Source organism: Streptosporangium nondiastaticum (assembly GCF_003011965.1).
Taxonomy (GTDB): domain Bacteria; phylum Actinomycetota; class Actinomycetes; order Streptomycetales; family Streptomycetaceae; genus Streptomyces; species Streptomyces nondiastaticus.
In genome coordinates this window covers 19,981-44,455 of record NZ_PXWG01000016.1, presented here as the reverse complement: position 1 = coordinate 44,455, position 24,475 = coordinate 19,981, and the positions used below count along the sequence as shown (strand labels likewise).

Here is a 24,475-nt window from a genome sequence, read left to right as displayed (position 1 = left end):
CCCACCTGCACGATCAGGTCCGGGCCGGACAGTGGCGCTAGCGTGTCGCCCCTGACCGGCCCGGACCACCGGGCGGGCGAGACAGGGAAAGGAGCGCCGGCACCATGCGCGTATCCGTCATCGGCTGCGGCCACCTGGGCATCCCGCACGCCGCGGCCATGGCCGAGATCGGCCACGAGGTCATCGGCGTGGACCTCGACCAGGCGAAGATCAACCGGCTCAACGCCGGCGAATGCCCCATCTACGAAGAGGGCCTGCCGGCCCTGCTGGCCACCCACACCGCGTCCGGCCGACTCCGCTTCACCACCGACCTGGCCGAGGCCGCGGCCTTCGCCGACGTCCACTTCCTCGCCGTCGGCACACCGATCGACGCCGACGGCCGCAGCTACGACACCGGCCAGGTCTTCGGCGCGGCCCGCGCGCTCGCCCCGCACCTGACCCGCCCATGCGTGATCATCGGCAAGTCCACGGTCACCGTCGGCACCACCCGCGACCTGGCCGCCCTCCTCGCCCGCCTCGCCCCCGCGGGCACCGACGTCGAGGTCGTCTGGAACCCCGAGTTCCTACGCGAAGGCCACGCCATCGAGGACACCCTCCGCCCCGACCGCATCGTCGTCGGCGTCCCCTCCCCGCACGCCGAGGACGTCGTCCGCGAGGTCTACGCCCCGCTGCTGCACAACCAGATCCCCCTGTTCGTCACCGACCCCGCCACCGCCGAACTGATCAAGGGCGCCGCCAACGCCTACCTCGGCATGAAGATCTCCTTCATCAACGGCGTCGCCGACATGTGCACTGCCGCCGGCGCCGATGTCCACCAGCTCACGGAGGCCATCGGCCTCGACCCGCGCATCGGCCGCGGCGGCCTGAACGCCGGACCCGGCTACGGCGGAGGCTGCCTGCCCAAGGACGTACGCGCGTTCACCGCCTCCGCACAGAGCCTCGGCGCCCTCGACGCGGCAACCCTGCTGCGAGCCGCCGAACAGGTCAACGAATCCCGCCCCACCGCCGCCCTCGCTCTGATCGAGCAAACCCTCGGCCGACCAGTGGCAGGGTCACGCGTCACTGTGTGGGGCGCCTCCTTCAAGGCCGGCACCGACGACGTGCGGGAGTCTCCGGCCCTCGCCGTCGCCGCCCTCATGCACCAGCGTGGCGCGACCGTCACGGTCCACGACCCCCACGCCGTTCCCACCGCACTCGTACGCCACCCCGAACTCGACTACGCGGAAGACTTGGAAGAGTCGGTCAAGGGCGCGGAGCTGATCGTCCTGGCCACCGAGTGGCCCCAGTTCCGCGACACCGACCCCAAGGCTCTGTCCAGTCTGGTCGACCAACCGCTCCTCGTGGACCTCCGCAACCTCCTGAACGCCGACGCGTGGCGCACAGCCGGATGGACCGTGCGCCAGCTCGGACGGCCCGCACAACCTTAGAACCCCAGGCCCGGCCCCACCCCGGGGCCGGGATACACGGATGGGAGATCTGTCATGGACGACCTGTGGGACGACATCACCAAGCTCTCCACCGTCTGCCGCAAGGCCGGTGAACACCTCCCCGACGAGGAGCTCAAGGCCCTCCAGGTAGGCAAGGTCGCCGAGGAGGCCGGCGAGGCCATGCATGCCCTCCACGACCTGAAGGGCCTGACCACCTGCGGCGACGCCCACAGCTGGTCCGAGGTCCAGAACGACCTGGTCGGCTCCGTCATCGCCGCCCTGCTGGCCATGCACTACATCGACCCCGAAGGCGTCCGCGCAACCTTCGAGGAGATCTTCCACCGCCGGACCCGCAGGGGCCGCGAAGCCGCTACTACCGCCTGTCCACTCCCTCCCCCGCTCCGGCGGTCGTGTCCCCTCAGGACGCGACCGCCGACTTGTGTCGCAGACGCGCCACCCCCACCCGCGGGGTGGACGATGGCGGGATGACCGACACCGAGCTCGAAGCGGAAGCGATTGAGGCCGGCACAGGGGTATCCGCGCTGATCACGAACAGCCAGGGCGAATACCTGCTCCACCTCCGCGACGACATCGAAGGCATCTGCTGGCCCGGCTACTGGACACCTGTCGGCGGACGCCCCGAACCGGGCGAATCACTGGCCGACACCGTCGCGCGCGAAGTAGCGGAGGAGACCGGACTCACCATCCCGCTGAAGGAGTTCACCACCGTCCAGCAGAGAAACGCCGAACACCTCGGCAAGGGCCCGATCGCCATCTACACCGGCAACTGGGACGGCGACGCCCACGCCCTCCCTCTCACCGAAGGCATCATGCTCCACTGGTTCCCGGCCTCGGTGCTCCCACGACTCCGCGTACCCCCGTGGTGCCGAGAGGCGATCGCCCTCCACCAGAACGCACGGACGAGCCTCCCCGCTTCGGAGGACACCAGCCCATGACCGCCAGCCGTTGCGACCATTGCGACCTGATCACCGGGGCAGACTGCGCCTGCTCTCCGCAGCCGCCTCAGCGCAAGATACCCATCCCGACTGGGGAAGCTGGGAACCGAACACCATCCTTGTGCCACTCACGCAGTACGCGCACATCCCCGGCTGCACGCACCTGTCCGAGAGCGAGATCAAGGCCCCGAAATGGAGTTGGACCAACGTCGCAGCAGGCACGTGAGCAAGGATCTACCCAACCCTGGCGGCCGAAGGCGACCTCGCGGCCGCTACCGAATGCCACCTTGCTCCGGCCTTGCACCCTTGCGGACTGAAGGGATGGCGTTGCGAGGCACTCAGCCCGCCAGTCGGTCGTAAAGGCACGACGCTTGCCAAGTCTGGCTGGATATACCGCTCAGAGGTACGTCGCGACACAAGAAACTACTTCTGCCATACCTTTAGGGAATCTTCCCAGAGAGAGCAGCACCAGCGCCATATGCACCGCTAGTGTGCGAGCCATGGGAGAACTCGCACAGCCTCGCGCCTGGGGCGAACGGTCACCTGGTATGCCGGTCTTGCCGGGCCCACGAGCCTCATGGATCGGTACTCTGCAAGCCCTGATCGATGAGCTTTCCGCCCATCAGGACCGAGAGCTCAGCGATCAGGAATCGCTGCCGCAAGCCGGTGGGCTCAACCGACATCAGCTGCAGCGCCTTGTCCGGGCCGGACTGCTCTCGCGAGAGGGCCGGACGTTCCTTCCCAGCGCCGCCGCCCTCATCTGGCGCCAAAAGGGCAACCCGGTCTTGCTGGTGGAGACGTTCCACCACAATGTGAGGTTCGTCGGCGAAGTCATGGATGCGCTCGCCTCTGGACCCCGGACGCACGATCAACTCTTGGACCTGGCACGTGAATACTTCGACCTACCGTGGGAGACTTCGGGGCCGGTGCGCGACCGGACGACGTGGCTCACAGTCACGGGCATGGTCGATCTCTTCGACGGTCGTGTCCACCTTACGGACGCCGGCCGCGACGCCCTGGCGCGCATCGTGATGGGGAGGCCCGAACCCGACGACACCGTCACGACCGCGCAACTGACCCCAGCTGTGGGCGCCGTCGCGCAGCTTATCGAGCAGCTCGACGAAGCGGGACTAAGGGCCAGAGCGGACGGCGCCAATCTCTACATTCCCGGAACCTCCGCGAACGGCGGCACGATGGACGCACTTCAGGTGCTCGTCGAGGCCGCCATGCCGTCGATCACGGAAGCGGACTTCAGGCAATTCGTGAAGGACACCTTCCCCAAGGCCCAAACCACGGCCACAGCACGCACCGCCAAGGACACTCTCAAGGCTCTGGGACTCATCCGGCAGACGTCATCCAAGACCTGGAGCGCCACTCCAGCCGCTATTTTCTGGGTCGAGTCAGGCGAACCCTTGGACCTCGCACGCACCGTTCATGCCTCGATCGCTTTCTTCGGTGAGATGTTGGGCGTGCTCGACGAAACCGCCTGCCCCGCGTCCGGCATGCTTGCGGAGCGCAGCTCGCGGTATCTTCCCAACCGTGACAAGCCGCTGAGCCGGAGCGCCGTCAATACCCGCCTCAACCTGCTTGAGGTCTGCGGACTGGTCACGCGTCTGTCCCAGACCGCCTACCGTACGACTGCTCTCGGCCGGGCGTTCAAGCACTCTGTGCCCTGTCTCACCGTCGACGATGGCTCATCCCATGGCGCCAGCGAAGGTCACCCCGCCGATGCTCTGGGCAGCACGCTGCCACAGGACTCGCTCGGGGCGGACATCGCAGCAGAGCTGGAAAGCTCCGCACTCGCCAGCGCAACCCCCGAGCGCCTGGAGAAGGCCGCCGTCGCTGCGCTGGCGTACCTTGGCATGCCTGGCGAACACGTAGGTGGTAATCAAGCAGTGGACGGTCGCGTACGCTTCGGCGTCGGTGCGGACTCACGAGTCCTGGCCGTCGAGACAAAGACCGCAGCCTCGGGGCAGGTTGTCGATCAGACGTTGTTCAATCTGGCAGGACACAGGGCGCAGATCGGGGCCGAGGTCACCCTTCTCATCGGCCCGGGATTCAGGCCAAGCATGCTCAAGGAGGCCGACGACGACCCGGCGATCGCCGTCATCGAGACCGGACTGCTGGCCGAGGTCATCCGGCGCCAGGAAAGAACCCCGCTCACGCCGGCCCAGCTGGCACCCCTCGTCGACCCGGCGCTGCGCGCGGCACAACGCGGAGACGCAATCCGCGGACACTGGCGGAATCAGGAGGTCCGTGGCGAGCTCGAGTACGCCCTCGTCGACATCCTGAACGTGGAAGCGGAAGATCCATTAGAGGAGGGTGGCTGGCTCGATCTCACCTCGGTTCGACGCGAGCTCCGGACCCTTGGGTACCGCGTCGCGGGGGACGAAGTCATGGAAACCCTCGATTTTCTTGCCTCAAGACGCATCGGCGTTCTCGATCGCTCTGATCAGGGATACCGCTGCATCGCTGGTGTCCATACCGCCGGGCAGCGCATTCGCGCTCTCGGGCATCAGTGGACAGCAGCCGCGGAAATCCACCATCGAATGCGCGCAGGAGGCGACACCAGCCAGGAACCAAAGGGCTAGGCCACAGGCCCACCCGAGACTGACACGACGATGCTTCCGCCCACAATACGCTATCGAGAACACCCGACGAGCGCCGCAGAAGCGTGGCGAGGCTACGCCAAGCTGTCTCCCATTCCAGTGTGCGACAGGTGCGTTCCTCAGCTGTGCCCTTCTGAGCGGTGCAGGGCGGTCACCGACAGTGCTGACGAACCCTCACTGAGCTGTGGAAAAACGGTTTAGGCACTAGTCGTAGTCAATTGGCGAGGCAAAGGCTGACACGACGTCTGTCAACTGATCGAGAGGTTGTCTTCATTGGCCAAGAGCAAGCAGCGCAAGGCCCACTGGCGCATCGGGTACCTCTTCGTGCACGGCATTGGCAACCAAAAGCCGGGTACCACTCTTGAGTGGGGTAGGAGCATCTTCGACGCTCTCCGTGACGTATACGGTGAGCGAGCTGTCTCCTGGAAGGACCAGCCACTGACGGCCTCGCCCGAGGATGCCACGAACCGGCACGCCGAAGTCGTCGTCTCCCTCGGAGGCGCGCACCACCGCACCCTGTTCGCCGAGGCTCTCTGGGCCGACAAGTTCACCGCACTGGGGCGACCATCCATCCGTCGGACTCTGACGTTCCTCGTAGCGAACATTCCTCTCCTATTTTGGGTGGTCGGTCCGGACCAGCGCGATCTACAGGTTCTCTTCTCTCCTTCCCGCGGTCTTCGAGACCGCGGGGAAGCTCGGCTTGCCCAAATGAGGCTGCTGTGGCGGCTCCTCACCTTGGCGGTCATCTCGACCGCACTCGTCTACGGCATCCTGCTGGCAACACGCAATATGCTGGTATCAGTACTCCTCCTGGCCCTGCTGGCTTGGTTCGTCCGCTCCCGCCGCAATCTCCTCTGGCATGTCCGAGTCGCCGCCATCGACAAGGACCGTACGCAGCGCCTCCTCATGCACCTCCACCAGAAGGTGGAATGGATGGAACGCCACTGCGACGAGGTCATAGTCGTAGCCCACTCGCAGGGCGGCTATCTCATGCACCGATTACTATCCCGCACTGCTGACCGTCGGCACCCGAAGGTCCGAAGGTTCATCGGGGTGGGCTCCGGCCTCAAGCCGATCAGCCTGCTCAAGACCTTCGACGACAGCGGTATCAGACCCAGCCTGTGGGGCCTCATAGGTACCGCCCCCGCGGGACTGTGGGGGCTCGGCCCTTGGATTTGGCAGCCCTTAGGGTGGCTGGTTCAGACCGTCCTACGCTGGCTATACCTAGTCCTGCAGATGACGGTGACGCCGTTGAGCGCCTTCGATGACGCACACGTCGCGGAGCTCTATCGTGGAGCCTTTGCCACAGAATGGCATCGGACCCTCGCTACCGTCCCCAGTCTGCATCTCGATCTCGCTCACGAGGTTGCCGTTGTCGCATCTATCGCCATAGCCTCCCTGCACATTCGGCTGATCCGTGCAGCCTTGCAAGCCCACCCCCCACACCCCCTTGGGCTCGACCACCACCGCTGCCGCATCGAGTGGCGCGAGTACAGCAGCCCCCACGACATGGTCGGTCGGATGCTCGGTCCCAACCTTCCCGACAAGGTCGAACAGCCATGGATCGCCCCCGTCGGTCAACCTCTCAGCGACCATACGATGTACTTCCATCGCACAGGTGTCCTCCCCCGCCGCCTCGCGGCGGATCTGCTGGGCGATCTCGGACTAGAGTGTCAGGCGGACGACTGGGACCAGGCCGTCACCTGGCTCGATGACGTCCGGCGTCGTCACGGAGCACGCCGACGTGCTCTCCATGGCCTGTTGATCGGCACCTTCGCCACGTTACTCGCAGCACCCCAGCTCTTTGACAGGCCCTCCGTACTCCTCGCCTACCTGCACGCATGGCTACCGCTCTCCCTCCTGCTGCTCAGTCTCACTGTTCTGTTCAGCCTGTTGGCCCATCAGTCGGCGCACAAGGCGGCCCGCCACTTCACGGCTTCCCTGTCAGGAGCCGCGCCTTCGCCGCGCACGCGCTGGCGTGTGCGGATCGTGCCACCCAGGCCCCGACTCCTGCCGACGATTGCGGCAGCAACCGGGGGGATGCTCGCCGTGTACGGCACGATCCGGTACTTCCTGGCCGCCCGCGAGTACGGGGACACTCGCATCTGGCAGGGCTACCCCTTCCTCATGCCCATGGGCATCGGGCTGCTGATCATCGCCTGCGCATCAGCGGCTGGCTACCCAGTACGAGCGCGCTGGTACCTGGGGATTGCCGGTTTAGGATGCATGGCCCTGTACTCATCCCCGGCACCCGCTGCTCTCGGCTCACCCTGGGAGCTCCGCGCCGAAGGTACGTTGCTCGGGATCCTGGGAGGGTGCCTGCTCGTAGGGCTAGCCGGCTCCTTTTACGCACGTCTGAGAGCAGTCGACCTGACCACACGGGAGTGAGGCAGAATCAGTCCGGGTTGCTCCGGCTATCGCACTCCTGGCCAGTGGTGATCTGTCTTCGGAGACAGCCTCCGCACGGCATGAACTTCGACAACATGCCGGAGCTGCACTGGGCGGGTGGATACCGTTCGCAATTCTGCTGATGGCAGACGAGGGCGAGGCCCCTTGATTAACTTCGCGTACGCGAATGACACCGAGAACGACCCCCGACCCCCTGGGGAGGATCTAGGGAGAACGCGCGACGCTGGGGAGCAGGGCATCACCCGTGTCACCAGTCGTTCCACGCCCCGCGACCGTCCCAGTTCTACCGATTCCCCTCCGGAGCATCACTAAGAGTGTTGGCTGGGCAGTCAGAGAAGTCTCACACCAGGAGGGCTGACTGGAACCAAGGAATGCCGCGGCAACAGGGAAGGACTTCCCCTGCACCGCACGTATGACCTGCTACATCGAGGTTCACGAGGACGGCACGGTGACGCACGGAAACGACCGCGCTGCCACGGACGGGCCGTGGCTGGCAAGTCCCGTCTCTTCGCGGTCTGGCCCGGGTGAGTGGTCGAACCACTTGTTCGTGATCGACGACCTGGACGAGTACGCGAAGGTGCACGGGATCATGCACGACGAGGAGCGCACCGGCCTCAAGGAGCACGTCTACAACGTGCGATGGGAGCCGGCTCCCTACGCGAACGACAGCCCTCGAAGCCCCTACATCAGTGTCGACATCACGCTGGACTGCGGCTGCGAGATTCACGACCTGCGTACCTTCGCTGCTCAGATGAAGGAACAGCAGGGTTGGGACGTAGCCACCAGCGGCGGCTGGGGCAGCAGCGGTAACCCTGGGGGAAGGAAGAAGTACTCACTGTGTGTTCGCCGCAAGAGCCTCACGAGGTGACCCCGGCAGCTCGCCACGGAGTCCGCGCAGCGAAACGGGTGGCACAGCATGTGCTGTACCACCCGTTCCTTTACACGCTGGCGAGGTTGTCTGGGATGCGCTTGGGGACCGCACCGAGCAGGGCGTCGACGGCCACACGCCCCTTGCCACCAGCTTCCGGCATGAAGCGGGCGTAGCGGTCGAGGGTGATGGTCGGGCTGGAGTGGCCGAGCCATCGGGCGAGGGTGACGACGGATTCGCCGGCTTCGAGGATGATCGAGGCGTAGGTGTGCCGGAGGAAGTGGAAGCCGTCCTTACAGGAAGCCTTCCGGCGCTTCCCCTTCTCCCACATGGGGATAACCTCGGCTGCAGTGAATCAGACCTCAGACCTCGAGTTGAAGCTGTTCGCCCGCAGCGCGTTCCCGTACGTCGTCAGGACGAGCGGGAACGTCCCCCTCTCCCGCCCCGGATCCGGCCCGCCCCCACGGCAATTCGACCCGGAGGGCTGCCGTAGAAGAGCACAATTGACGTTGCCAGCACGGAGCGCCGTCTATTTAGCTCACCAGTCCACTGATGGCGTTGGCGAGCGCTTCGCCTCCTTGCTGCACAACGGTGCCCGCCACAAGCGCAGGCAACGCCTGTGCGATTCCACGCAGTGTTCCGACCTGCGGCGCATCGGGGGTCACGAGCGAGGCGTCAACGGTGTCCGCCATCGCACGCAGCACCATCGCGTTCTGCAGGTCCGCCGCGTTGTGGTCCACGTCCGAACGGAAGGCGGTAAGGAGACCGCGCACAGCATCGACGTCAACCATGCCCTGCAACGAGGCAGACTGATGGATGTTGGCGATGTTCTGTCCCACCACGTTCTGCAACGGTGCGTTGTTGTTACCGCCGATGCTGATGCCCGAGCCATGTCCCGGGTCCGGATCGGGGCGACGCCGGCTCACAACCATTATTTATCTCCCTGATTCTTGTTGTCCTGGCCGATGCCACTGATCCCGCTGCCGGCGACGTTCTGGATGGGCGCGTTGTTGTCTCCGTATACGAGGATGTTGTTGGTCACGGTGGCAACCTGCCGTTCGTACGCAGCCAGGTCGATTCCCTGCTCATTCAGGTACTCGGCCACAGTCCGGAATACGCAAGACTGCATCAGAACAACGTGCCGCTTGGCATCGTCGCCCTGGTGCATGTCGGTGACTTCCTCGGTGGAGTACCGGTCACGCAGGCTCACCGGGTCTTCCTCCTCCACACGACCCTCGGCTTTCTCACCGAGGCGGGCGACCAGTCGCCACACGGCCAAAGGGCCCATGACTGTGTCCAGGAGCGACTGGGCAGCAAGCCACCTGAGTAGACGAGCCCCGCGTGTCCGGGCCGGTAAGTCAGCTACCCGCAGCTCGTTGTAGGGCGGCGTAATCACATGCGGGCGAATAGTCAAGCGCAGTTCTCCGGCCTCCAGCGCGGCATGCACGAAGACGCTCACCACGATTTGTCCGTCCCAGCTGATGCACTGAGCTCGCAGATACAGCCGGTCCGGCACGCCTGAAGGGGACCTACGCCCCAGACCGGTCAGGTCAGAATGCTCCACGTTCGTCTCGCGGGTGCGCTGCAGCCATCGGGCCGCTGGAAGGCCGAGTATGCGCTCCATCGAGAAACCGGGGAGTGGATCCGTGATTTCCCGAGCGCCACGGCCCAGTTCCTTGAGGGCGATACCCACGCGCCGGAGGAGTTCCGCCTCCCCGAACGGCCTGACCGACTCCTCGGCGTCCTTGGGCTGCAGGGGGATGCTGATGCGAGCAGGTCCCCAGACATCGCGTCCGGCGCCGACGAACCGCTCCAAGGCGTCGTAAGGCAGCGCCAGCTGTGACTGGGCCTTGCCGATCTCCGCCATCCTGTGTCTGGCCTTCGCAGCGGCCCACGGCAAGCCATCGGACGACACACCCTCCCGAGCCAGGGCGCCCAGCGCAGCCCGTGCCACAAGCCGGTCAGCCACGTACGCCAGTGCGACGATGGCTGCCAGCCCGAAGGGGAGTAAGGCCAGTTCGAGTCGCAGTTCGAGCACGTCGCCGCCAGCGGGTCCGTACGGTATGAGTGCGAGCAACCACGGAATGAGAAGCACCGCATACGCCACGCGCCGCGAAGGCGCCCACCTCGTCCGGCCGTCCTTGCGGATCGCACGGAAGGCAGCCCACCGTAGGAATAGAGCGACGATGACGGCCGCTGCCCAGATCGTGAAAGCCCACGGCACCGCATAGGGGACCAGCCCACAGAGGATCAGGATGCAAGCGCGCCGTGCCCACCGGCGGCGCCGCGCACGAAGGCTGTGCGCCGTCACCGGAACAAGATCGAATCCGTACGACGGCACAGGCAGCGGCGGACCGTGCAACACATGGTCGACAACCCACTGCGCAGTCGGCTCACCCAGGGGCGGACAGTCATCGCTGCCCTCCAGATAGATTGGCCGCCTGGTACTACGCCGAGGCTTCTTGGCCTTCCCCCCTTTACCCCGGATCTTGCGCCACGACGCCTTCACCATCTTCACCCGGTCGGGTCGCGCGTAGACTGCCTGACACAGCAACCTCGTCACTTCGGACGATGCAGGGTCCACCTCCGCAGGTCGGTTGGCCCCATGAGCAGCATGGTTCGCGTGAATCGGGACCGCAGGCCACTCGGCCTCCTCTGAACGCCCCTTTCCCCGAGCGCGCACGCCCCACCCAACTGCCATCCCACTCCCCCGTTCGCCGACAAGCGGGCATCTTCACTGCGGACAGCAAGAACCGCCAGACCGCAAACACGACAATGTGCGCAAGTGCGCTGGTTGGCTCGGGAATGGCCGAAACCGCCTCCGGCTTACCTGGCATGAAGGTCGGCCCTTGGCGTCACGGAAGTCCTCAGGGCTGAATCTCTCGGCATGCTCCAGTACCTCAAGGCACGGCATCCTTACGACGCAAGACCCGAGGTGCTTGCACATCCCGGAGGTGACGCAGCGTAGAGCGCGGAGATGAGGCCGTCGACGTGGTCCATACACTCGTCCACCCTCGACGCAGGTCCCGCTCCGGGCATGAGTGCAGCAACCTCCAGCTGCGTGTCAGCCGCCTGTGCGACCGGCCCGGGCTGTAAGGGGGCAAACTGAAGCACATGTTCTTCGGGGATGTCGTAGTCGACCCATCGTGGAGCTTCGAGCTGGCGGAGGCCCTCCGCGACCGTTGGTATGAGAAGGAAGAGGTGGACCTGACGTTCCCCGCGACGCTGGACCAGCTCCGGTCTTGGCTTGACGACTCGCGCGACTTCGAAAGGCGGCACCGGTTCTACTGGCAGGCCGCCATGAACGACTTCGACGACGGCGTCAGCCGTCTGGGACCGGAGTACAGACAGGGGCTGACCGTCCAGGTGGACACTTTCCGTTCCGCAATGGAGGGCCTGCCTGCGGCAGGGGCCGAAGAGCACGTGGCACGGGCGAGTCAGCTGCTACTCTCCCTCGCCCGGGAAGCCTGCTCAGACGGCCAGTTGATCCGCGCTTGGCGGGACGTCGTATCCGCTGTCAGAGGCGGCCAGGACTACGAGGTCATCCGCATGCGTACTGGCTTGCTCCTCGCCCTCCTGAAGCGTTCTCAGCGAGGATCCGCAGAAGTGATGCGCTCCATCACCGGGGTCCTACTCGACCGGCCGATAGACGTGCGGGTAGCTCACCTCAGTCTGGGGGACATCGCGGACCTGAGCACGCTGCCGCGTCAGGATGCCAAGGCATCAGCCGGCCTGTCCGAAGAGGCCCGGCTCGACCTCTCTGTGCGACTGCTGACAATTCCTCCGCGTCGGGCCCATCACGTAGTGTGGCACGCCTTCGCGAAGGCGCGGATCGCGGGCATGGTGCAGACGTTCGGATCTATCACCCTGTATGACCGGGACTGGTTTCATGGCAATGCGACCGGGGATGGCCCTCACCGAGACCAACTGCCGCACGAGGTGACCGGAGCCGAGTCCTTCTTCCCCACGGACTGGCTTCCGGAGGGACCTCACGTAGTCCTCGTACGCGTCGATCTCGGCGTCGTAGCAGCCGCAGACGCTCCAGCCGTCTCTCGTCTACAGGCACGGTCCATGGTCCTAGCCGCGACATTCCCGGAGGACTTCCGCGGCTGGGAGATGTACGAGGGGTACATTCATGCTGTCAACGGCATCTGCACTTCCAACGAGGCATTCCGCCTGACCGAGGAAGACTTTGCGACACCACACCTCCAAATGGATGCCACGGCAAAGCGCTTGAACCGTATGGCCCCTCGTGTTGCTCCGCATCTCCCCGGAGCAAGCTCGGACCTGTCCGATGTCATCGACGCGGTCGGCTGGTGGAAAGCCTCCAGCGCACAGCCTTCCCTGCCGGCGGTCGTCCTGGACGTGAGGATCCTCGAACTGCTCGCCAGCAGGGTCTCGGGCCAGGAGTGGTACGTCTACTTGGACAACTTCCATAAGAACGCCTGGATCCAGCATCAGATCGCCCACGCACTGATGCGTGTGGCCTGGCACGCCCGCGATGACCTGGGGCACTTCACGCCGGACGTCGGCCAGGCCGCCGAGGCGCTGCGCAGGGAGATGGTGCAGTACGAGGGTATGGGTTTCCGCACCGACATACACAAGGTCATCTCCAGGTTGCCAGACCTTGTGCTGGTCTACCCCACACACAGCAAGCAGCGCCGGCGTGCGGAGAGCCTGGCGAGGCGAGTAGCGGGAGGTGAAGGCATGCACGCTTGGTACGAGGCGTGCAATGACCGCTGGTCACGTGCCCTCAATCGCTTGAGATCTGTACGTAATTCACTCGCGCATGGCGGCCCCGTCACACTTGAGGCGGCTGCGTCGGTCGCACCGCTCGCCCATTTCCTGGCGGGCACCGGCCTCATGGACAGCCTCAGTGCGCTGCTCGAAGGCGAGTCCCAGGCAACAGCGCACGCCAAGAGACGAGACAGCGCCGACACCTGGGCCGCGCGATGGCTCTCAGGCATTCCCGCGAGCGAGACGTTCGATGTCTGGCCTGCTGCATGAGCTGCGAGCCGCGCACTGGTGTACGCAAAAACCCGTACCCCCTCAACGGCAACAGTAAGCTGCACATCATGCCGAGATTTGCCGAGTTCAACGCTTCGAGCCTCCGCCGCACCAGCTCTGTAGAAGCCGGGTTCCCCTGGCGCGGACAGACCGTGACCCTGATCCGGATCGATGCCCAAGGGGTCGTCTCCCAAGCAACCCGCATCACTGACAAGCGGGCCCTGCTGGCGCAGGCGGGACCGAAAGATCTCGTACTCGCTGCATGGCCCGGGGAGTGGCGTCAAGACGTGTTCTTCGTGGACGACCTGAAGGCCGCACGCGAGGGAATAGGCTGAGCCGACCCTGGCTGGGGAGAGGCAGCCGCACAAAGTGGCAGCACGACGAAAGGGCCGGAAAGACGGATCGCCGCAGGTCAGGGCACCTATCCACTCGATCTCCGCAGGTCAGCGCCCCAAGGGCGACGACTTCAAGAAGATCTCGTCGTGGGCGGCCATCCTGTTTGCCCCCACGCTGGTGGGAACGATCTACGGCATGAACTTCGACCGCATGCCGGAGCTGCACTGGGCCTTCGGCTACCCCTTCGCGATCCTGCTGATGGCAGCGGTGTGCACAAGCCTGTACTTCATCTTCAAGCGGCGCGACTGGCTGTAGCAGCGAGGGCACGACCCCCTGATCAACTTCAGTGCGCGAAAGAAACCGAGGACGACTCCCGGCCCCCTGGGGAGAACGCACGCCAGCGGGCCGACCCGGGGTTCAGTGTCTCCACCTCATTGAGAGGCGGCGCCCGGCGCAGGCGCTGCTCGCCGCACTCCGCAAGAACTGGCCATTCGGAACGCCTTGCGATTCCGTAGCACGGCACCCAGCCGGAAAGCCTCCGCGCAGGCCAGAGGACCGTGAGGGTCGGTAGAAACTCGCGAAGGCATGGCCGACTTGCACTCTTGCCTCCCGCACGATCATGACGGGGCATCAGGTTCTGTCAGTGGCCACCGCTACAACCGAACTGGAGGTCTGCGCAGCGCGGACCGATAGGGAGGGGATGCAGCATGCCGAAGGTTCCGGACGGATACGTGCGCGTACGAAGCCACCTCCGCCGCAAGCCGACGCCGAAGTCCGCCAAGGGGCTGAGCGTCTGGGCCGTGGCCGGCTTGTGTGCGGTGGTATGGCTCTGGGGTCAGATCTTCGGGTTCGGCGACAGCGACGCCGAGCAGCAGCCCGCCCCGAAGCCTGCCGTCTCCGCGTCGGCGGGCGGGCAGTGACAGCCCGATCGCGGCGAAGGCTCCAGTGGCGACCGCGCAGCACCGGGGACGCCCTGGGTGCGGCAGCCGTGGCCCTCGCGGTCATGGTCGCCCTGGCGCAGGCCGTATCGAACCTGATCGCGAGGGCCGCTGCGGCCTGGCCGCTGCTGGTCTTGACCGTCTTCGCCTCGGCCGTCGCCGTGGCCGGCCTCCGGATACGGGGCCGCCGCCGGGATCGCGCGGACAGTGAACGGCTGGCTCGTCTGCGCATCACCCTGGCGGAGTTCGATGCGATGGACGACGAGCAGTTCGAGCACGCGCTGCGCGACCTCCTCGTCCGCGACGGCTGGGCGGCCAGGAAGGTGGGCCGTGGCGGGGACCAGGCCGCGGACGTGATCGGCGTCCGAATACCCCTCGGGCGGATCGTGGTGCAGGCAAAACACACCCGCGTCGGCGGCAAGGTCGGCTCATCAGTGATGTACCAGGTGAAAGGCACGGCAGGTCCCGCGCACAGGGCGGACCACGCGGTCGTCGTTACCAACGGCTCGTTCACTCGCGACGCCATGGCTTGGGGCGACCGTTACGGTGTGCGGTGGGTGGACCGCGACCGGCTGGACCGCTGGGCCCACAAGGGCAGGCCCTTGCACGAACTGCTCTCGCTGCCCACCAGAGGCTCCCGCTTGCCGTGGCGTCGAGCGGCGTGACACATGCGCCGCGACGCGCCAACGAGAACGGGTGGCACAGCATGCGCTGTGCCACCCGTTCCTCAGGCCGCGACCAGGCCGTCCTTGCGGGACGCCTTCCAGCGCTTCCCCTTCTCCCGCATGGGAACGACTGGGCCTGTCCCGGGCGTGCGGCGGCCATCAGCGGGTGCGGGCAGTGCCGAGATTCCTGGAGGGAAGGCGGCCCCGGGCGCTCGCCGAAGGTCCGGCCGGCGTCGGGGCGGCGAAAAGTTTGGTGCGCGGGGCGGACGGAACCAGGTAACGTCCTTGTCATGTTCTTCCAGACGCCGATTTACGAGTGAGAGCGTGACGGGCCCCCGCTGACGTCCCCCGATGTCGCCGCGCCCGTCCCCCACCGATGAATCCGTAGATCACTTCACATCACCACCGGGAGAACCCGTGACCGACAGCAAGAACATCAACAACCCCGTGGGCCAGGGCGGCGGCCAGCGCAAGAAGCTGTCCCGCGCCGAGCGGCAGAACAACGGTCCGCACCGCAACCTCGACCGCCAGAACGCCGCCGCCCAGAAGGCGGAGCTGGTGCGCAAGATGCGCGAAAAGGCACGTGCAGCCGAGGCCGCCGGGCAGGCGAGCGACGACACCGCACAGAGCTGACGCACGGCCGCCGCAGGGCGGCACCCCACGAGGCAGGGCCCGGACCGCGGCGCACGGTCCGGGCCCTGCCGCCGTATCGGGGCTCCGCTGCCGCACCGGGCAGCTGGTCCCGCTCAGCGGAGTAGGACGCTTCACATCACAGTGAGTAACCACCGGCAGTGCCTACCGCACGCCCTCCGGTCGGCAAGGCTCACCGTATGGCATTCAAAATGCCATACTCCTGTCATGGCTGACGACGACACCGACTTCCCACCCGGCGACGGTCCCAGCAGCGGCATCTCCGTCTCCCTGACCGCCGGCACCCTGCAAGCGATCCGCGAGCGGGTCGGCAAGCGTGGCGTGTCCGCGTACCTGGAGAGGGCCGCCCAGCGGCAGATCGAGCGCGACAACCTGGACGAGCTGATCGCCGACTTCGACAAGACCCACGGCCCCGCCGACCCGGAGGCCGTGGCTGCCAAGCGGGCCAAGCTCACCGGCGGCCCCTCCTCCGGGGCCGGGGCAGCGGCGTGAGTGGCGCGCTCATTCTGGACAGCGAGGGCCTGGCCAAGGCCGTGCAGCGCGACCGCGAGGTCCACGAATGGCTCACCGCCGCCCGTGACGCCGACCTTCCCGTGATCACCTCGGCCGCGGTTCTCGTCGAGGTGGTCCACCCCCGGATCAACGACGCCGCTCTGAAGTGGACGCTGTCCCGGCTGCGGGTCGAGCCGGTCACCCAGGCCGTCGCCCAGTCCGCCGCCACCCTGCTCCGCACGGCCGGGCTGCACGGCCACAAGTACGCCATCGACGCGATGCTTTGCGCCACGGCCCTGGCTCAGCCAGGCCGGGTGACGATCCTGACGTCCGATGTGGAGGACATCGCCATGCTCACTGCCCCTCACATCCGTGTGGCCGTCGAGAAGATCTGATCCACGCCCTCACTCCGGACGGCCACCCTCGTCGGCACGATCTACGGTTCTCCATGCTGCTGATGGCCGTGGTGTGTACGAGCCCGTACTTCATCTTCAAGCGGCGGGGTGCGGCGCGCCGCACCCCGCCGTTCCTAGCGGGTGACCTGGCCGCCGCGGCCGGCCAGGGCGCCGGTGACGCCCATCGGGATCGCCAGGATCACCAGGGCGATCAGGCCCGTGGTCCAGGCGCCGGTCAGGTCGCGGGCGGCGCCGAAGGCCGTGGGGCCCAGGGCCGCCAGCAGGTAGCCCACGCACTGGGACATCGCGGACAGCAGGCCCGCGTCGTGAGTGGTGCGGGCGCACATGGACATGTAGGCGATGCCCAGGGAGAGCACCGCGCCCAGGCCGAGGCCCAGGACGGCGGCCCACAGCACCGCCGCCCCGGTCGGGGCCGCGATCAGGCCGGCGAAGGCGGCCATGCACAGTACGGTGCCGATGACCGCCAGGTAGCTCTGCTTCCGGGACCGCTGCGCCCATACCGGGACCAGCAGTGAGGTGACCATGGCGGAGCCCATGCAGACCGCGAGCAGGACGCCGGCGCCGCCCTCGCTCCAGCCGTGGTCGATGTAGAACGACGGCAGCCAGGTGGTCGCGGTGTAGTAGAGCAGCGACTGGAAGGCGTAGAAGAGGGCGACCGCCCAGGCCAGGCGGCTCCGCCAGATCGAGCCGCCCGCCTGTGCCGCCACCGGGGGCTGCGCACGGTCCCGGCGCAGCTTCGGTGCCCAGACCAGCAGTGCCGCGAGGGCGAGGACGCCCCAGACGGCCAGGCCGCCGGCCCAGGTGAGCGACAGCGCGTCGCGCAGCGGCACGGTGGCCGCGGCCGTGACGGCGCCGCCGCCGACGAGCATGGTGGTGTGCAGGCCGGACATCAGCCCGACCTGCTGCGGGAAGTCCCGTTTGATCAGTGCGGTGATGACCACGTTGGCGATCGCCACCGCGGTGCCGACCAGGAACGTCCCGGCGAACAGCGGGAACAGCTCCGGGACGAGCCGCACGGCGCTGCCGGCGAGCAGCACCGCCAGCACCGCGACCAGGGTCCGCTCCATGCCCCAGCGGCGGGCCAGCCGGGGCGCGAGCGGGGCGAAGATGCCGAAGCAGATCAGGGGCAGCGTCGACAGCGCGCCGGCGCCGCCGTTGGAGAGGCCGGTGACGTGCCGGATCTCGTCCAGCAGCGGCGAGACGGCAACGATGGCGGGCCGCATGTTGATCCCGACCAGCAGCACCGCCAGCGCGTACCAGAGCAGGCGGCGATTCCCCGGAGCGCTGCGGGCGGGACCGGGCCCCGGCTCGGCCGCCGTCCCGCGGGGCGGTGAAACCGTGGTCTCCGATTCAGGGGGTGGGGTCACGAACCATCCTTCCGGTTCTGGTCGGGCAGCGGCGGCCGCGGTCAGGCAGCGGCGGCCGCGAACGGCACGGGCTTCCCGTCGCCGGGGGCGATGCCGTTGATGCCCCGGGCCTCGGCGGCCCGCAGGAATCGCCCGCGCACGTCGTGCTGTTCGGTGTAGTAGGGCGGGTTGTTGAAGAGGTCGTAGTGGATCGCGCAGGCGGTCGACGCCCCCAGCACGACCGCCGCCTCGACGGCCTGCTCCGGGGTGAGCGTGGCGGGCTGGTTGGTGGGCGTGATGCCCTCGCGGCGGGCCATCACCCCGGCGATGGGCAGGAACGCCACGTCGAAGGGCCCGTATTCGCGCGCGATCTCCCACCACTTGCCGTGCCAGATGGTGTCGCCGAAGTGGATGACGCGCAGCCCGGGCGCCTCCACGATCCACGCGACCTGGTCGTCGCCGCGCCAGTCGTGGGAGGGCACGGGGATGGTGGTGAACGGCCCGATCTTCCGCCGCTCCCCCATGTCCTGCGCGACGGCGGTGATCCCCATCCCGCCGAGGACATCCACGATCGGGGTGTGGCAGCCCACGGTGCAGCCCTCGGTGGCGGCGTACTCCGCGAGCAGCAGCCGGTCGCAGTGGTCGGGGTGGAGGTGGGTGACGAAGGCGTGGGTCCGTACGCCCGGGGACGCCTCGATGCTGGGGAGGGGCCGCCGGGGCATGCCCTGGAACCCCGCGAGGTCCGCGGGGTTCTTGAGGGCGTCGATGACGATCCGGTCGTCTCCGGAGGCCACTTCGACGCCGGCCCAGGCGAGACGCCGCAGGGTGACGGTCTCGGCCGAACTCATGGTGTGCTCCTCGTGCCGCTGTCGGTGGTCACTGCCCGGTGACGCCCAGGCCGCGGGAGACCCGGTCACCCAGGTCCTTGTGGACGCTGCGCCAGTAGTCGACGACGCGCTCCTTGGTCTCCGTGCGCACCTCGGGCGCCGAGGCGTGCGCGACGATGTTGGCCACCAGGTGATCGCGGTCGGTGTCGGCCATGACCTTCTCCCACAGGGCGCGGGCCTGGCCGAAGTCGTCGTCCTCGGCGTGCAGCCGGTGGGCGCTGCGCACGATCTCGCCGGTGACCTCGTAGTGCTCGCCGGCGAGCAGGAGCGGGTCGGCGACCGGGCCGGCGAAGCTGTTGGGCGCGTAGACGGGGTCGCCGGGGTTGTCGTAGCGCATGGAGCCGTCGCGGTTGTACGAGTGGACCGCGTTCTTGGGCCGGTTGACCGGCAGTTGCAGGTAGTTGGCACCGATGCGGTAGCGGTGGGTGTCGGGGTAGCTGAACAGCCGCCCCTGCAGCATCTTGTCCGGGGAGGCTCCGACGCCCGGGACGAGGTTCGACGGCTCGAAGGCGGCCTGCTCGACCTCGGCGAAGTAGTTCTCCGGGTTGCGGCTGAGGGTGAGGGTGCCGATGTCGATGGGCGGGTAGTCCTCGTGCGGCCAGATCTTGGTCAGGTCGAACGGGTTGAAGCGGTAGTCCGCCGCGTCCTCGAAGGGCATGACCTGCACCTGGAGGGTCCAGGTCGGGTGGTCGCCCTTCCGGATCGCCTCGTGGAGGTCGCGGATGTGGAAGTCGGGGTCCTCGGCGCCCGCGGCCGCGGCCTCGGTCCCGGTGAAGTTCCTGATGCCCTGGTCGGTCTTGAAGTGGTACTTCACCCAGAACTTCTCGCGGGCGGCGTTGTACCACAGGAAGGTGTGGCTGCCGTAGCCGTTCATGTGCCGCCAGGAGTACGGGGTGCCGCGGTCCGACATCAGGATCGTGACCTGGTGCGCCGACTCGGGCGAGAGCGTCCAGAAGTCCCACTGCATGTTGTTGTCGTGCAGGTGGTTGTCGGCGCGCCGCTTCTGCGAGTGGATGAAGTCGGGGAACTTCTGCGGGTCGCGGATGAAGAAGATCGGGGTGTTGTTCCCGACGATGTCGTAGTTGCCCTCTTCGGTGTAGAGCTTGACCGCGAAGCCGCGCGGGTCGCGGGCGGTGTCCGCGAAGCCGAGCTCGCCGGCGACGGTGGAGAAGCGCAGGAACAGCTCGGTGCGCTTGCCGCGCCGGAAGACGTCGGCCTTGGTGAACTGGCTGACGTCCTCGGTGATCTCCAGGGTCCCGTAGGCGCCGCCGCCCTTGGCGTGCACGACCCGCTCGGGCACGCGCTCGCGGTCGAAGTGCGCGAGCTTCTGGATGAGGTAGTGGTCCTGCAGCAGCAGCGGGCCGTCGGCCCCCACGGACTGGGAGAACTCGTCGCTCGGTACCGGGATACCGCTGTCCGTGGTCGTCACGGGACGACTGTCGGTCATGGCACGTTCCCTTCGTTGACGGGTGATGGGACGACGACGGGCGGTCCGGACGGCCGGGGATCGGAAACGCCGGACGGTCCGACGCCGGGTGGACCGGCACGACGCCGCAGAGCGGCACGGCCCGCCGGGGCCGTGCCGCTTCGCTCGTCGTGACTAGGCGAGTTCGGCGCGGAGCAGCCAGTTGCGGGCCGCTCCCTTGACCTCGCGGGGCTGGACGGCGTACGGCCAGCGGCCCTCGCCGGCGCCGGGCTCGCCCGGCTCCTTGAGCTCGCGCACGGTCCAGCCGGTGCCGGCCATGAACTCCTCGGGCTCGTCGGTCCCGAAGAGCCAGGGGATCCCGTCCTCGTTGAGGGAGGACAGGAAGATCTGGGTGGCCGGGCTGCGCAGGAGCGCCTTGCTGAGGATGTCCACCGCTACCTGGCTGCCGGGGACGGAGTTGGCCGCGAAGGTGCGCATCAGCGTGGCGGACTGCTCCTCGGTCAGGAAGAAGAGCAGGGCCTCGGGGATCCACAGGGTGGGCTGCGCGGGGTCGAAGTCGGTGGCGCGCAGCGCCGCGGACCAGTCCCCGGCGAGGTCCGCCCCGACCCGCTGCAGGTTCACGGTCGGCGCCGGGGAGCCCAGCTGGGCCAGGCGCTTCTCCTTCTCGTCGATCAGGGCCTGGTGATCGACCTCGTACACCCGGACGTCGTCGGGGAGGGACAGCCGGTAGGCGCGGGTGTCCATGCCGGCCGCGATCAGCACGACCTGCCGGATGCCCTTTTGCACCGCGTCGCCGATGGCGTCGTCGAGGTAGCGGGTGCGGACGGCCACGAACTCGACGAGTCCGCCGCCGCCGTAGTGGTCGAGCAGCTCGAACCCCTTGGGTTCGGCGAGCGCGCGGGCCAGCGGGTCGACGAAGAGGGCGTCGCTCCGCTCGCTCTCCAGGGCGCGGGCGGCCGCGGTCCACTGCGACGTGTAGGACACGGTCTCCATGACGGGCTCCGTTCTCGGGATCGGGAAGGGTCTGGTCAGGCGTGCTTGGGCCGGCACCGGAAGCGGGCGTTGAGGATCAGCGTCAGGACCTCGTCCCCGGCCGCGTTCACCAGCCGCCCGCGGTTGCGGACGATGCGGAAGTCGGGCGCGGAGAGGGAGGGGAGGACGCCGGCGATCTCGCACGTGCCGGTGAGCACGTCGCCCGGGCGGACCGGCTGCAGGAAGCGCACCTCGTCGACGCCGGGGGAGCCCTCGACCGTGCCCTCGGCCGCGGCGTCGGGCAGCAGCGTCGTCACGTACAGGCGCATCCAGATCGCGGCGGTGTTCCAGCCGCTGGCGATGAGGCCGCCGAAGGCGGAGGCGCGCCCCGCCTCCTCGTCGAGGTGGTACGGCTGCGGGTCGTAGGTGCGGCCGAAGGCGGTGATCTCCTCGGCCGTCACCTTGTGCGACCCGAGGTCGAACGTGCTGCCGATCGTGTAGTCCTCGGCGTGGACCAGACGGCCCATCAGAAGTACTTCCGCTCGATGGCCTCCAGGGTGCGGAAGTCCTCGAGGTCGATGGTCTCGTGGTCGATCTCCACGCCGCTGGCCTCCTCGACCGTCAGGACGAACTCGACGAAGGAGAGCGAGTCGACGAGACGGGCCTTGATGAGGTCCTCGTCCGCGGCGATGGAGGTGCGCTCGGGGTGCTTGGCCAGCAGCCAGTTCCGCACGGTGTCAAGGTTGGACGAGGTGGTGCTCGGCATGGGTTTCCTCCTTGTGCGGGTGCATGTGCGGGTTCGTGTGCGTGTGCGTGTGCACGGGCACGGGCACGGACTTGTGCGTATGCGCGTGCGCGTGCGTGGGCATGTGCGGGTGCCCGGGGCGTGCCGCCGCCGTGGCTGCGACGGCGACGGCGAAGAGTTCTTCGTGGGAGATGCTGACGTCGACGGCCTCGATGCCGGCGTCGGCGGCCCAGCGGTGCGCGGGCCCGCTGAGCCGGACGCAGGGCCACTCGCCGGGGCTCTTGAGGATCTCGATGGACTGCCAGGGCAGCGGCCGGCCGGGGACGTGGAGCAGCTTGAACACCGCTTCCTTCGCGGCGAGCCGGCCGGCGACTCCGTGCAGGTCCCAGCCGGAGGGGAACCGGCTCAGGGCGATCTCCGCGGGGGTGAGCATCCGGTGCAGCCGGGCGTCGTCGCCGGCGTCCGTCATGGCCTGCACCCGGGTCAGGGGGACGAGGTCCACGCCGACCCGGATCGCGGTCCCGCTCACGCGGCGGCCGCGTTGACGGCGGCGCGGGCCTCCTGCAGGTCGCCGCCGAACCGGTCGCCCAGGACCGCCAGCCACCGTTCGAGGCCGAAGGCGACGCACCCGGTGAAGGCGTGCTCACCGGTGCCGCCGACGGTGATGGCGCACCGTTCGCCGAAGAAGTTGCGGTGGGTGTTGACGGAGGCGATGGCCAGCCCGTCGGCCTGGAACTCGTATTTGACGGGGCTGAGCCGCGCCAGCAGGGCCCGGCCGCCGTCCCGTTCGAAGAACGGGTCGGACGCCGCCTCCTTGTGCAGTTCCAGGCCGAGTTCCTTGGCGAAGTGCTCGATCCGGTCGGTGAAGCGGGCGATGACGTCCTGGGTGTGCTCGTACGTTCCGATGGCCACGATCTCGCGCATCTGGAAGCTGAGCAGCCGCCTCAGCCCCTCGTACTTCTGCTCGTTGCGGAAGCACCGGTTGATGAGGGTGATGGTGGTGTCGGGCGCCACCGACTGCCCCTCGAAGTAGAGGTAGGCGCCGTAGCAGCTGGAGTGCGGCAGGCCGAGGAACGGGGGGTCGACGTCGCGGCTGGAGAAGGCGCCTCCCACCGGGGCCGGCGGGGCTCCGGTGACGTCCAGCGGGCCGCCGACGAACTGCAGGTGCGGGAAGTTGGCGTAGACGTCGAACTTCTCCAGGTCGCGCAGCGGGTAGACGGGCGGCGGCATGATCTCCCGCGCGCCGGCCTCGGCGGCCCAGCCGGTGAGGGTGCGGTCCAGGTCGCGCAGCAGGTCGGTCTGGTCGGGGCCGAGGATGGTGAGCGCACCGCCCTGGGCCGTCGAGAGCGTCGCGGTCACGCGTTCCCCCGTCCTACGGGCGTCCGGGCGAAACCGAGCTCCCTGTCGGGCAGGATCCCGGTCTTGACGAGGTAGTTGAGCGGCTTACGGAAGACCTGCTGCTGGAACTCCGCGCTGCGCGGGTGGGCGAGCAGGCGCCGCCGGACGGCGAACGGCTCGGGAATGCCGGCGTCCCGGTAGACGTGCGGGTTGAACAGGGACTCGAAGCTGTAGTTCAGGTAGCGCCTGATGTACGCGCGGACCCGCTCGAGCTCCTCCTGCGAGCCGTTGGCCGTCAGGTCCCGGAAGAGCAGGGAGACCAGTTCGCGGCCGAAGGCGATGTGGCGGGACTCGTCCTGGTGGTGAATCCGGTTGACCGCCCGGATGGTGTCGTGGAGCCGCTCGTCGGCCGCCATCGTGCTGTTGAAGTGGTCGACCAGCTCCTCGAAGAGGAGGATGCGGAGGAACACCAGGAAGCTCGCGGCCTCGTCGGACCACGTCTCCCCGTCCCCGGCCGGCTCCAGCTGGCGGTAGATCTTGTTTCCGTACCGCAGGCAGAACTCGGCGAAGAACCACATGTGCTCGTTCTCCTCACCGATGAAGTGGTGGAAGAACTCGGACGGTACCTCGAAGCCCCGGGTGTGAATGCGCCGGGTCACTTCGACAATGAGATCGCGAATGCCGTCCACATTCAGACTGTAGAAGTTGATGCTCTCGAACCGGGAGAGCCGGTAGAGCTGTTCCTCGCTCAGTTCGGCGGCGATATCGGTCCCGAAGGTGGTCGTGAGCTCGGGGCTCATCCACCACCGGTGTTCCGGCAGGGAATCCGGCCAGTCGAACATCCGGTAAGGGTTGTAGTAGTCCTCGACCGACTTGCGGTTGAGGCGCTCCAGGATCTCCTGGAATCGATCGTCCTTGCTGATCAGCTCGCTGATCATCCTACCTCCTGCATCCGAGGGGGGTCACTCCGGGGGCGACTGGACGGAC

26 protein-coding genes are annotated in these 24,475 nt (G+C 67.5%); 14 read left to right on the top strand and 12 right to left on the bottom strand.

Annotated features, from left to right (window positions below; genetic code table 11):
• The first annotated feature begins 104 nt into the window (after window positions 1-104).
• From B7P34_RS09865 to B7P34_RS38395, 6 genes are all read left to right on the top strand, one after another.
• Complete coding sequence (locus B7P34_RS09865) at window positions 105-1,427, top strand: UDP-glucose dehydrogenase family protein (RefSeq protein ID WP_106675452.1); 1,323 nt, start codon at window positions 105-107, stop codon at window positions 1,425-1,427.
• A gap of 54 nt (window positions 1,428-1,481) precedes the next feature.
• On the top strand, window positions 1,482-1,916 hold the full coding sequence (locus tag B7P34_RS09860) for a MazG-like family protein (RefSeq protein WP_223267690.1): 435 nt from the start codon (window positions 1,482-1,484) through the stop codon (window positions 1,914-1,916).
• On the top strand, window positions 1,913-2,383 hold the full coding sequence (locus B7P34_RS09855) for an NUDIX domain-containing protein (RefSeq protein WP_106675451.1): 471 nt from the start codon (window positions 1,913-1,915) through the stop codon (window positions 2,381-2,383). The genes B7P34_RS09860 and B7P34_RS09855 overlap by 4 nt, the downstream gene beginning before the upstream one ends.
• Before the next feature lie 500 nt (window positions 2,384-2,883).
• Complete coding sequence (locus B7P34_RS09845; RefSeq protein WP_146166785.1) at window positions 2,884-4,974, top strand: hypothetical protein; 2,091 nt, start codon at window positions 2,884-2,886, stop codon at window positions 4,972-4,974.
• Between the two features lie 291 nt (window positions 4,975-5,265).
• A complete protein-coding gene (locus tag B7P34_RS09840; protein WP_106675448.1) occupies window positions 5,266-7,380 on the top strand; it encodes a hypothetical protein in 2,115 nt (704 codons plus the stop codon).
• A 568-nt stretch (window positions 7,381-7,948) separates the two neighbouring features.
• Window positions 7,949-8,269, top strand: a complete 321-nt coding sequence (locus B7P34_RS38395; protein WP_223267689.1) for a hypothetical protein — start codon at window positions 7,949-7,951, stop codon at window positions 8,267-8,269.
• Window positions 8,270-8,339: 70 nt separating this feature from the next.
• Here B7P34_RS38395 and B7P34_RS09830 read toward each other — a convergent pair whose 3' ends face one another.
• From B7P34_RS09830 to B7P34_RS09820, 3 genes are all read right to left on the bottom strand, one after another.
• A complete protein-coding gene (locus B7P34_RS09830) occupies window positions 8,340-8,600 on the bottom strand; it encodes a tyrosine-type recombinase/integrase (RefSeq protein ID WP_106675447.1) in 261 nt (86 codons plus the stop codon).
• 202 nt (window positions 8,601-8,802) lie between these two features.
• Window positions 8,803-9,201 carry a hypothetical protein gene (locus B7P34_RS09825; RefSeq protein ID WP_106675446.1) on the bottom strand — a complete coding sequence of 133 codons (399 nt, stop codon included), beginning with the start codon at window positions 9,199-9,201 and terminating at the stop codon, window positions 8,803-8,805.
• Window positions 9,201-10,787: a hypothetical protein gene (locus B7P34_RS09820; protein WP_223267688.1), complete on the bottom strand. Its 1,587-nt coding sequence runs from the start codon at window positions 10,785-10,787 to the stop codon at window positions 9,201-9,203. Before B7P34_RS09820 ends, B7P34_RS09825 begins: the two co-directional genes overlap by 1 nt.
• Before the next feature lie 596 nt (window positions 10,788-11,383).
• On the opposite strand from B7P34_RS09820, the gene B7P34_RS09815 reads away from it, so the two are divergent.
• From B7P34_RS09815 to B7P34_RS09780, 8 genes are all read left to right on the top strand, one after another.
• Entirely contained in the window at window positions 11,384-13,276 is a 1,893-nt protein-coding gene (locus tag B7P34_RS09815; protein ID WP_106675444.1) for a hypothetical protein, read from the top strand.
• 68 nt (window positions 13,277-13,344) lie between these two features.
• Window positions 13,345-13,611, top strand: a complete 267-nt coding sequence (locus B7P34_RS09810; RefSeq protein WP_058042407.1) for a hypothetical protein — start codon at window positions 13,345-13,347, stop codon at window positions 13,609-13,611.
• Window positions 13,612-13,645: 34 nt separating this feature from the next.
• A complete protein-coding gene (locus B7P34_RS09805; RefSeq protein WP_353620240.1) occupies window positions 13,646-13,927 on the top strand; it encodes a CorA family divalent cation transporter in 282 nt (93 codons plus the stop codon).
• A gap of 392 nt (window positions 13,928-14,319) precedes the next feature.
• Window positions 14,320-14,532: a hypothetical protein gene (locus tag B7P34_RS09800; protein ID WP_106675443.1), complete on the top strand. Its 213-nt coding sequence runs from the start codon at window positions 14,320-14,322 to the stop codon at window positions 14,530-14,532.
• A 68-nt stretch (window positions 14,533-14,600) separates the two neighbouring features.
• Window positions 14,601-15,215: a restriction endonuclease gene (locus B7P34_RS09795; protein WP_223267687.1), complete on the top strand. Its 615-nt coding sequence runs from the start codon at window positions 14,601-14,603 to the stop codon at window positions 15,213-15,215.
• Window positions 15,216-15,632: 417 nt separating this feature from the next.
• A complete protein-coding gene (locus B7P34_RS09790; RefSeq protein WP_106675442.1) occupies window positions 15,633-15,848 on the top strand; it encodes a DUF6243 family protein in 216 nt (71 codons plus the stop codon).
• Between the two features lie 225 nt (window positions 15,849-16,073).
• Entirely contained in the window at window positions 16,074-16,358 is a 285-nt protein-coding gene (locus B7P34_RS09785) for a hypothetical protein (protein WP_106675441.1), read from the top strand.
• A complete protein-coding gene (locus B7P34_RS09780) occupies window positions 16,355-16,753 on the top strand; it encodes a PIN domain-containing protein (RefSeq protein ID WP_106675440.1) in 399 nt (132 codons plus the stop codon). The genes B7P34_RS09785 and B7P34_RS09780 overlap by 4 nt, the downstream gene beginning before the upstream one ends.
• 134 nt (window positions 16,754-16,887) lie before the next feature.
• Here B7P34_RS09780 and B7P34_RS09775 read toward each other — a convergent pair whose 3' ends face one another.
• The 9 genes from B7P34_RS09775 to B7P34_RS09735 all read right to left on the bottom strand — a co-directional run bounded on the left by B7P34_RS09775 (window position 16,888) and on the right by B7P34_RS09735 (window position 24,426).
• Window positions 16,888-18,141, bottom strand: coding sequence for a CynX/NimT family MFS transporter (locus B7P34_RS09775; RefSeq protein ID WP_146166784.1), 1,254 nt, complete (start codon window positions 18,139-18,141; stop codon window positions 16,888-16,890).
• Window positions 18,142-18,182: 41 nt separating this feature from the next.
• On the bottom strand, window positions 18,183-18,968 hold the full coding sequence (locus B7P34_RS09770; RefSeq protein ID WP_106675438.1) for an MBL fold metallo-hydrolase: 786 nt from the start codon (window positions 18,966-18,968) through the stop codon (window positions 18,183-18,185).
• A 28-nt stretch (window positions 18,969-18,996) separates the two neighbouring features.
• Window positions 18,997-20,454 (bottom strand): catalase, encoded by a 1,458-nt coding sequence (locus B7P34_RS09765; RefSeq protein ID WP_106675437.1) that lies wholly within the window; start codon window positions 20,452-20,454, stop codon window positions 18,997-18,999.
• Between the two features lie 153 nt (window positions 20,455-20,607).
• On the bottom strand, window positions 20,608-21,426 hold the full coding sequence (locus B7P34_RS09760; protein WP_106675436.1) for a class I SAM-dependent methyltransferase: 819 nt from the start codon (window positions 21,424-21,426) through the stop codon (window positions 20,608-20,610).
• Between the two features lie 35 nt (window positions 21,427-21,461).
• Entirely contained in the window at window positions 21,462-21,932 is a 471-nt protein-coding gene (locus B7P34_RS09755) for a MaoC family dehydratase (RefSeq protein ID WP_106675435.1), read from the bottom strand.
• Window positions 21,932-22,171 (bottom strand): phosphopantetheine-binding protein, encoded by a 240-nt coding sequence (locus B7P34_RS09750; RefSeq protein WP_106675434.1) that lies wholly within the window; start codon window positions 22,169-22,171, stop codon window positions 21,932-21,934. The genes B7P34_RS09755 and B7P34_RS09750 overlap by 1 nt, the downstream gene beginning before the upstream one ends.
• The gene (locus B7P34_RS09745; RefSeq protein ID WP_106675433.1) at window positions 22,143-22,679 is read right to left on the bottom strand and encodes a holo-ACP synthase; all 537 of its coding nucleotides are present in this window, start codon (window positions 22,677-22,679) and stop codon (window positions 22,143-22,145) included. The genes B7P34_RS09750 and B7P34_RS09745 overlap by 29 nt, the downstream gene beginning before the upstream one ends.
• Complete coding sequence (locus B7P34_RS09740) at window positions 22,676-23,509, bottom strand: hypothetical protein (protein WP_106675432.1); 834 nt, start codon at window positions 23,507-23,509, stop codon at window positions 22,676-22,678. The genes B7P34_RS09745 and B7P34_RS09740 overlap by 4 nt, the downstream gene beginning before the upstream one ends.
• The gene (locus B7P34_RS09735) at window positions 23,506-24,426 is read right to left on the bottom strand and encodes a diiron oxygenase (protein WP_106675431.1); all 921 of its coding nucleotides are present in this window, start codon (window positions 24,424-24,426) and stop codon (window positions 23,506-23,508) included. The genes B7P34_RS09740 and B7P34_RS09735 overlap by 4 nt, the downstream gene beginning before the upstream one ends.
• Between the last annotated feature and the right edge of the window lie 49 nt (window positions 24,427-24,475).

What these genes read in the sequence shown, in the direction of transcription:
- B7P34_RS09825 (WP_106675446.1), bottom strand. Translation starts at nt 9,201, where the DNA reads ATGGTTGTGAGCCGGCGTCGCCCCGATCCGGACCCGGGACATGGCTCG.
- B7P34_RS09855 (WP_106675451.1), top strand. Translation starts at nt 1,913, where the DNA reads ATGACCGACACCGAGCTCGAAGCGGAAGCGATTGAGGCCGGCACAGGG.
- B7P34_RS09830 (WP_106675447.1), bottom strand. Translation starts at nt 8,600, where the DNA reads ATGTGGGAGAAGGGGAAGCGCCGGAAGGCTTCCTGTAAGGACGGCTTC.
- B7P34_RS09755 (WP_106675435.1), bottom strand. Translation starts at nt 21,932, where the DNA reads ATGGGCCGTCTGGTCCACGCCGAGGACTACACGATCGGCAGCACGTTC.
- B7P34_RS09845 (WP_146166785.1), top strand. Translation starts at nt 2,884, where the DNA reads ATGGGAGAACTCGCACAGCCTCGCGCCTGGGGCGAACGGTCACCTGGT.
- B7P34_RS09765 (WP_106675437.1), bottom strand. Translation starts at nt 20,454, where the DNA reads ATGACCGACAGTCGTCCCGTGACGACCACGGACAGCGGTATCCCGGTA.
- B7P34_RS09860 (WP_223267690.1), top strand. Translation starts at nt 1,482, where the DNA reads ATGGACGACCTGTGGGACGACATCACCAAGCTCTCCACCGTCTGCCGC.
- B7P34_RS09760 (WP_106675436.1), bottom strand. Translation starts at nt 21,426, where the DNA reads ATGGAGACCGTGTCCTACACGTCGCAGTGGACCGCGGCCGCCCGCGCC.
- B7P34_RS09770 (WP_106675438.1), bottom strand. Translation starts at nt 18,968, where the DNA reads ATGAGTTCGGCCGAGACCGTCACCCTGCGGCGTCTCGCCTGGGCCGGC.
- B7P34_RS09785 (WP_106675441.1), top strand. Translation starts at nt 16,074, where the DNA reads ATGGCTGACGACGACACCGACTTCCCACCCGGCGACGGTCCCAGCAGC.
- B7P34_RS09735 (WP_106675431.1), bottom strand. Translation starts at nt 24,426, where the DNA reads ATGATCAGCGAGCTGATCAGCAAGGACGATCGATTCCAGGAGATCCTG.
- B7P34_RS09865 (WP_106675452.1), top strand. Translation starts at nt 105, where the DNA reads ATGCGCGTATCCGTCATCGGCTGCGGCCACCTGGGCATCCCGCACGCC.
- B7P34_RS09810 (WP_058042407.1), top strand. Translation starts at nt 13,345, where the DNA reads ATGCCGAGATTTGCCGAGTTCAACGCTTCGAGCCTCCGCCGCACCAGC.
- B7P34_RS09800 (WP_106675443.1), top strand. Translation starts at nt 14,320, where the DNA reads ATGCCGAAGGTTCCGGACGGATACGTGCGCGTACGAAGCCACCTCCGC.
- B7P34_RS09815 (WP_106675444.1), top strand. Translation starts at nt 11,384, where the DNA reads ATGTTCTTCGGGGATGTCGTAGTCGACCCATCGTGGAGCTTCGAGCTG.
- B7P34_RS09750 (WP_106675434.1), bottom strand. Translation starts at nt 22,171, where the DNA reads ATGCCGAGCACCACCTCGTCCAACCTTGACACCGTGCGGAACTGGCTG.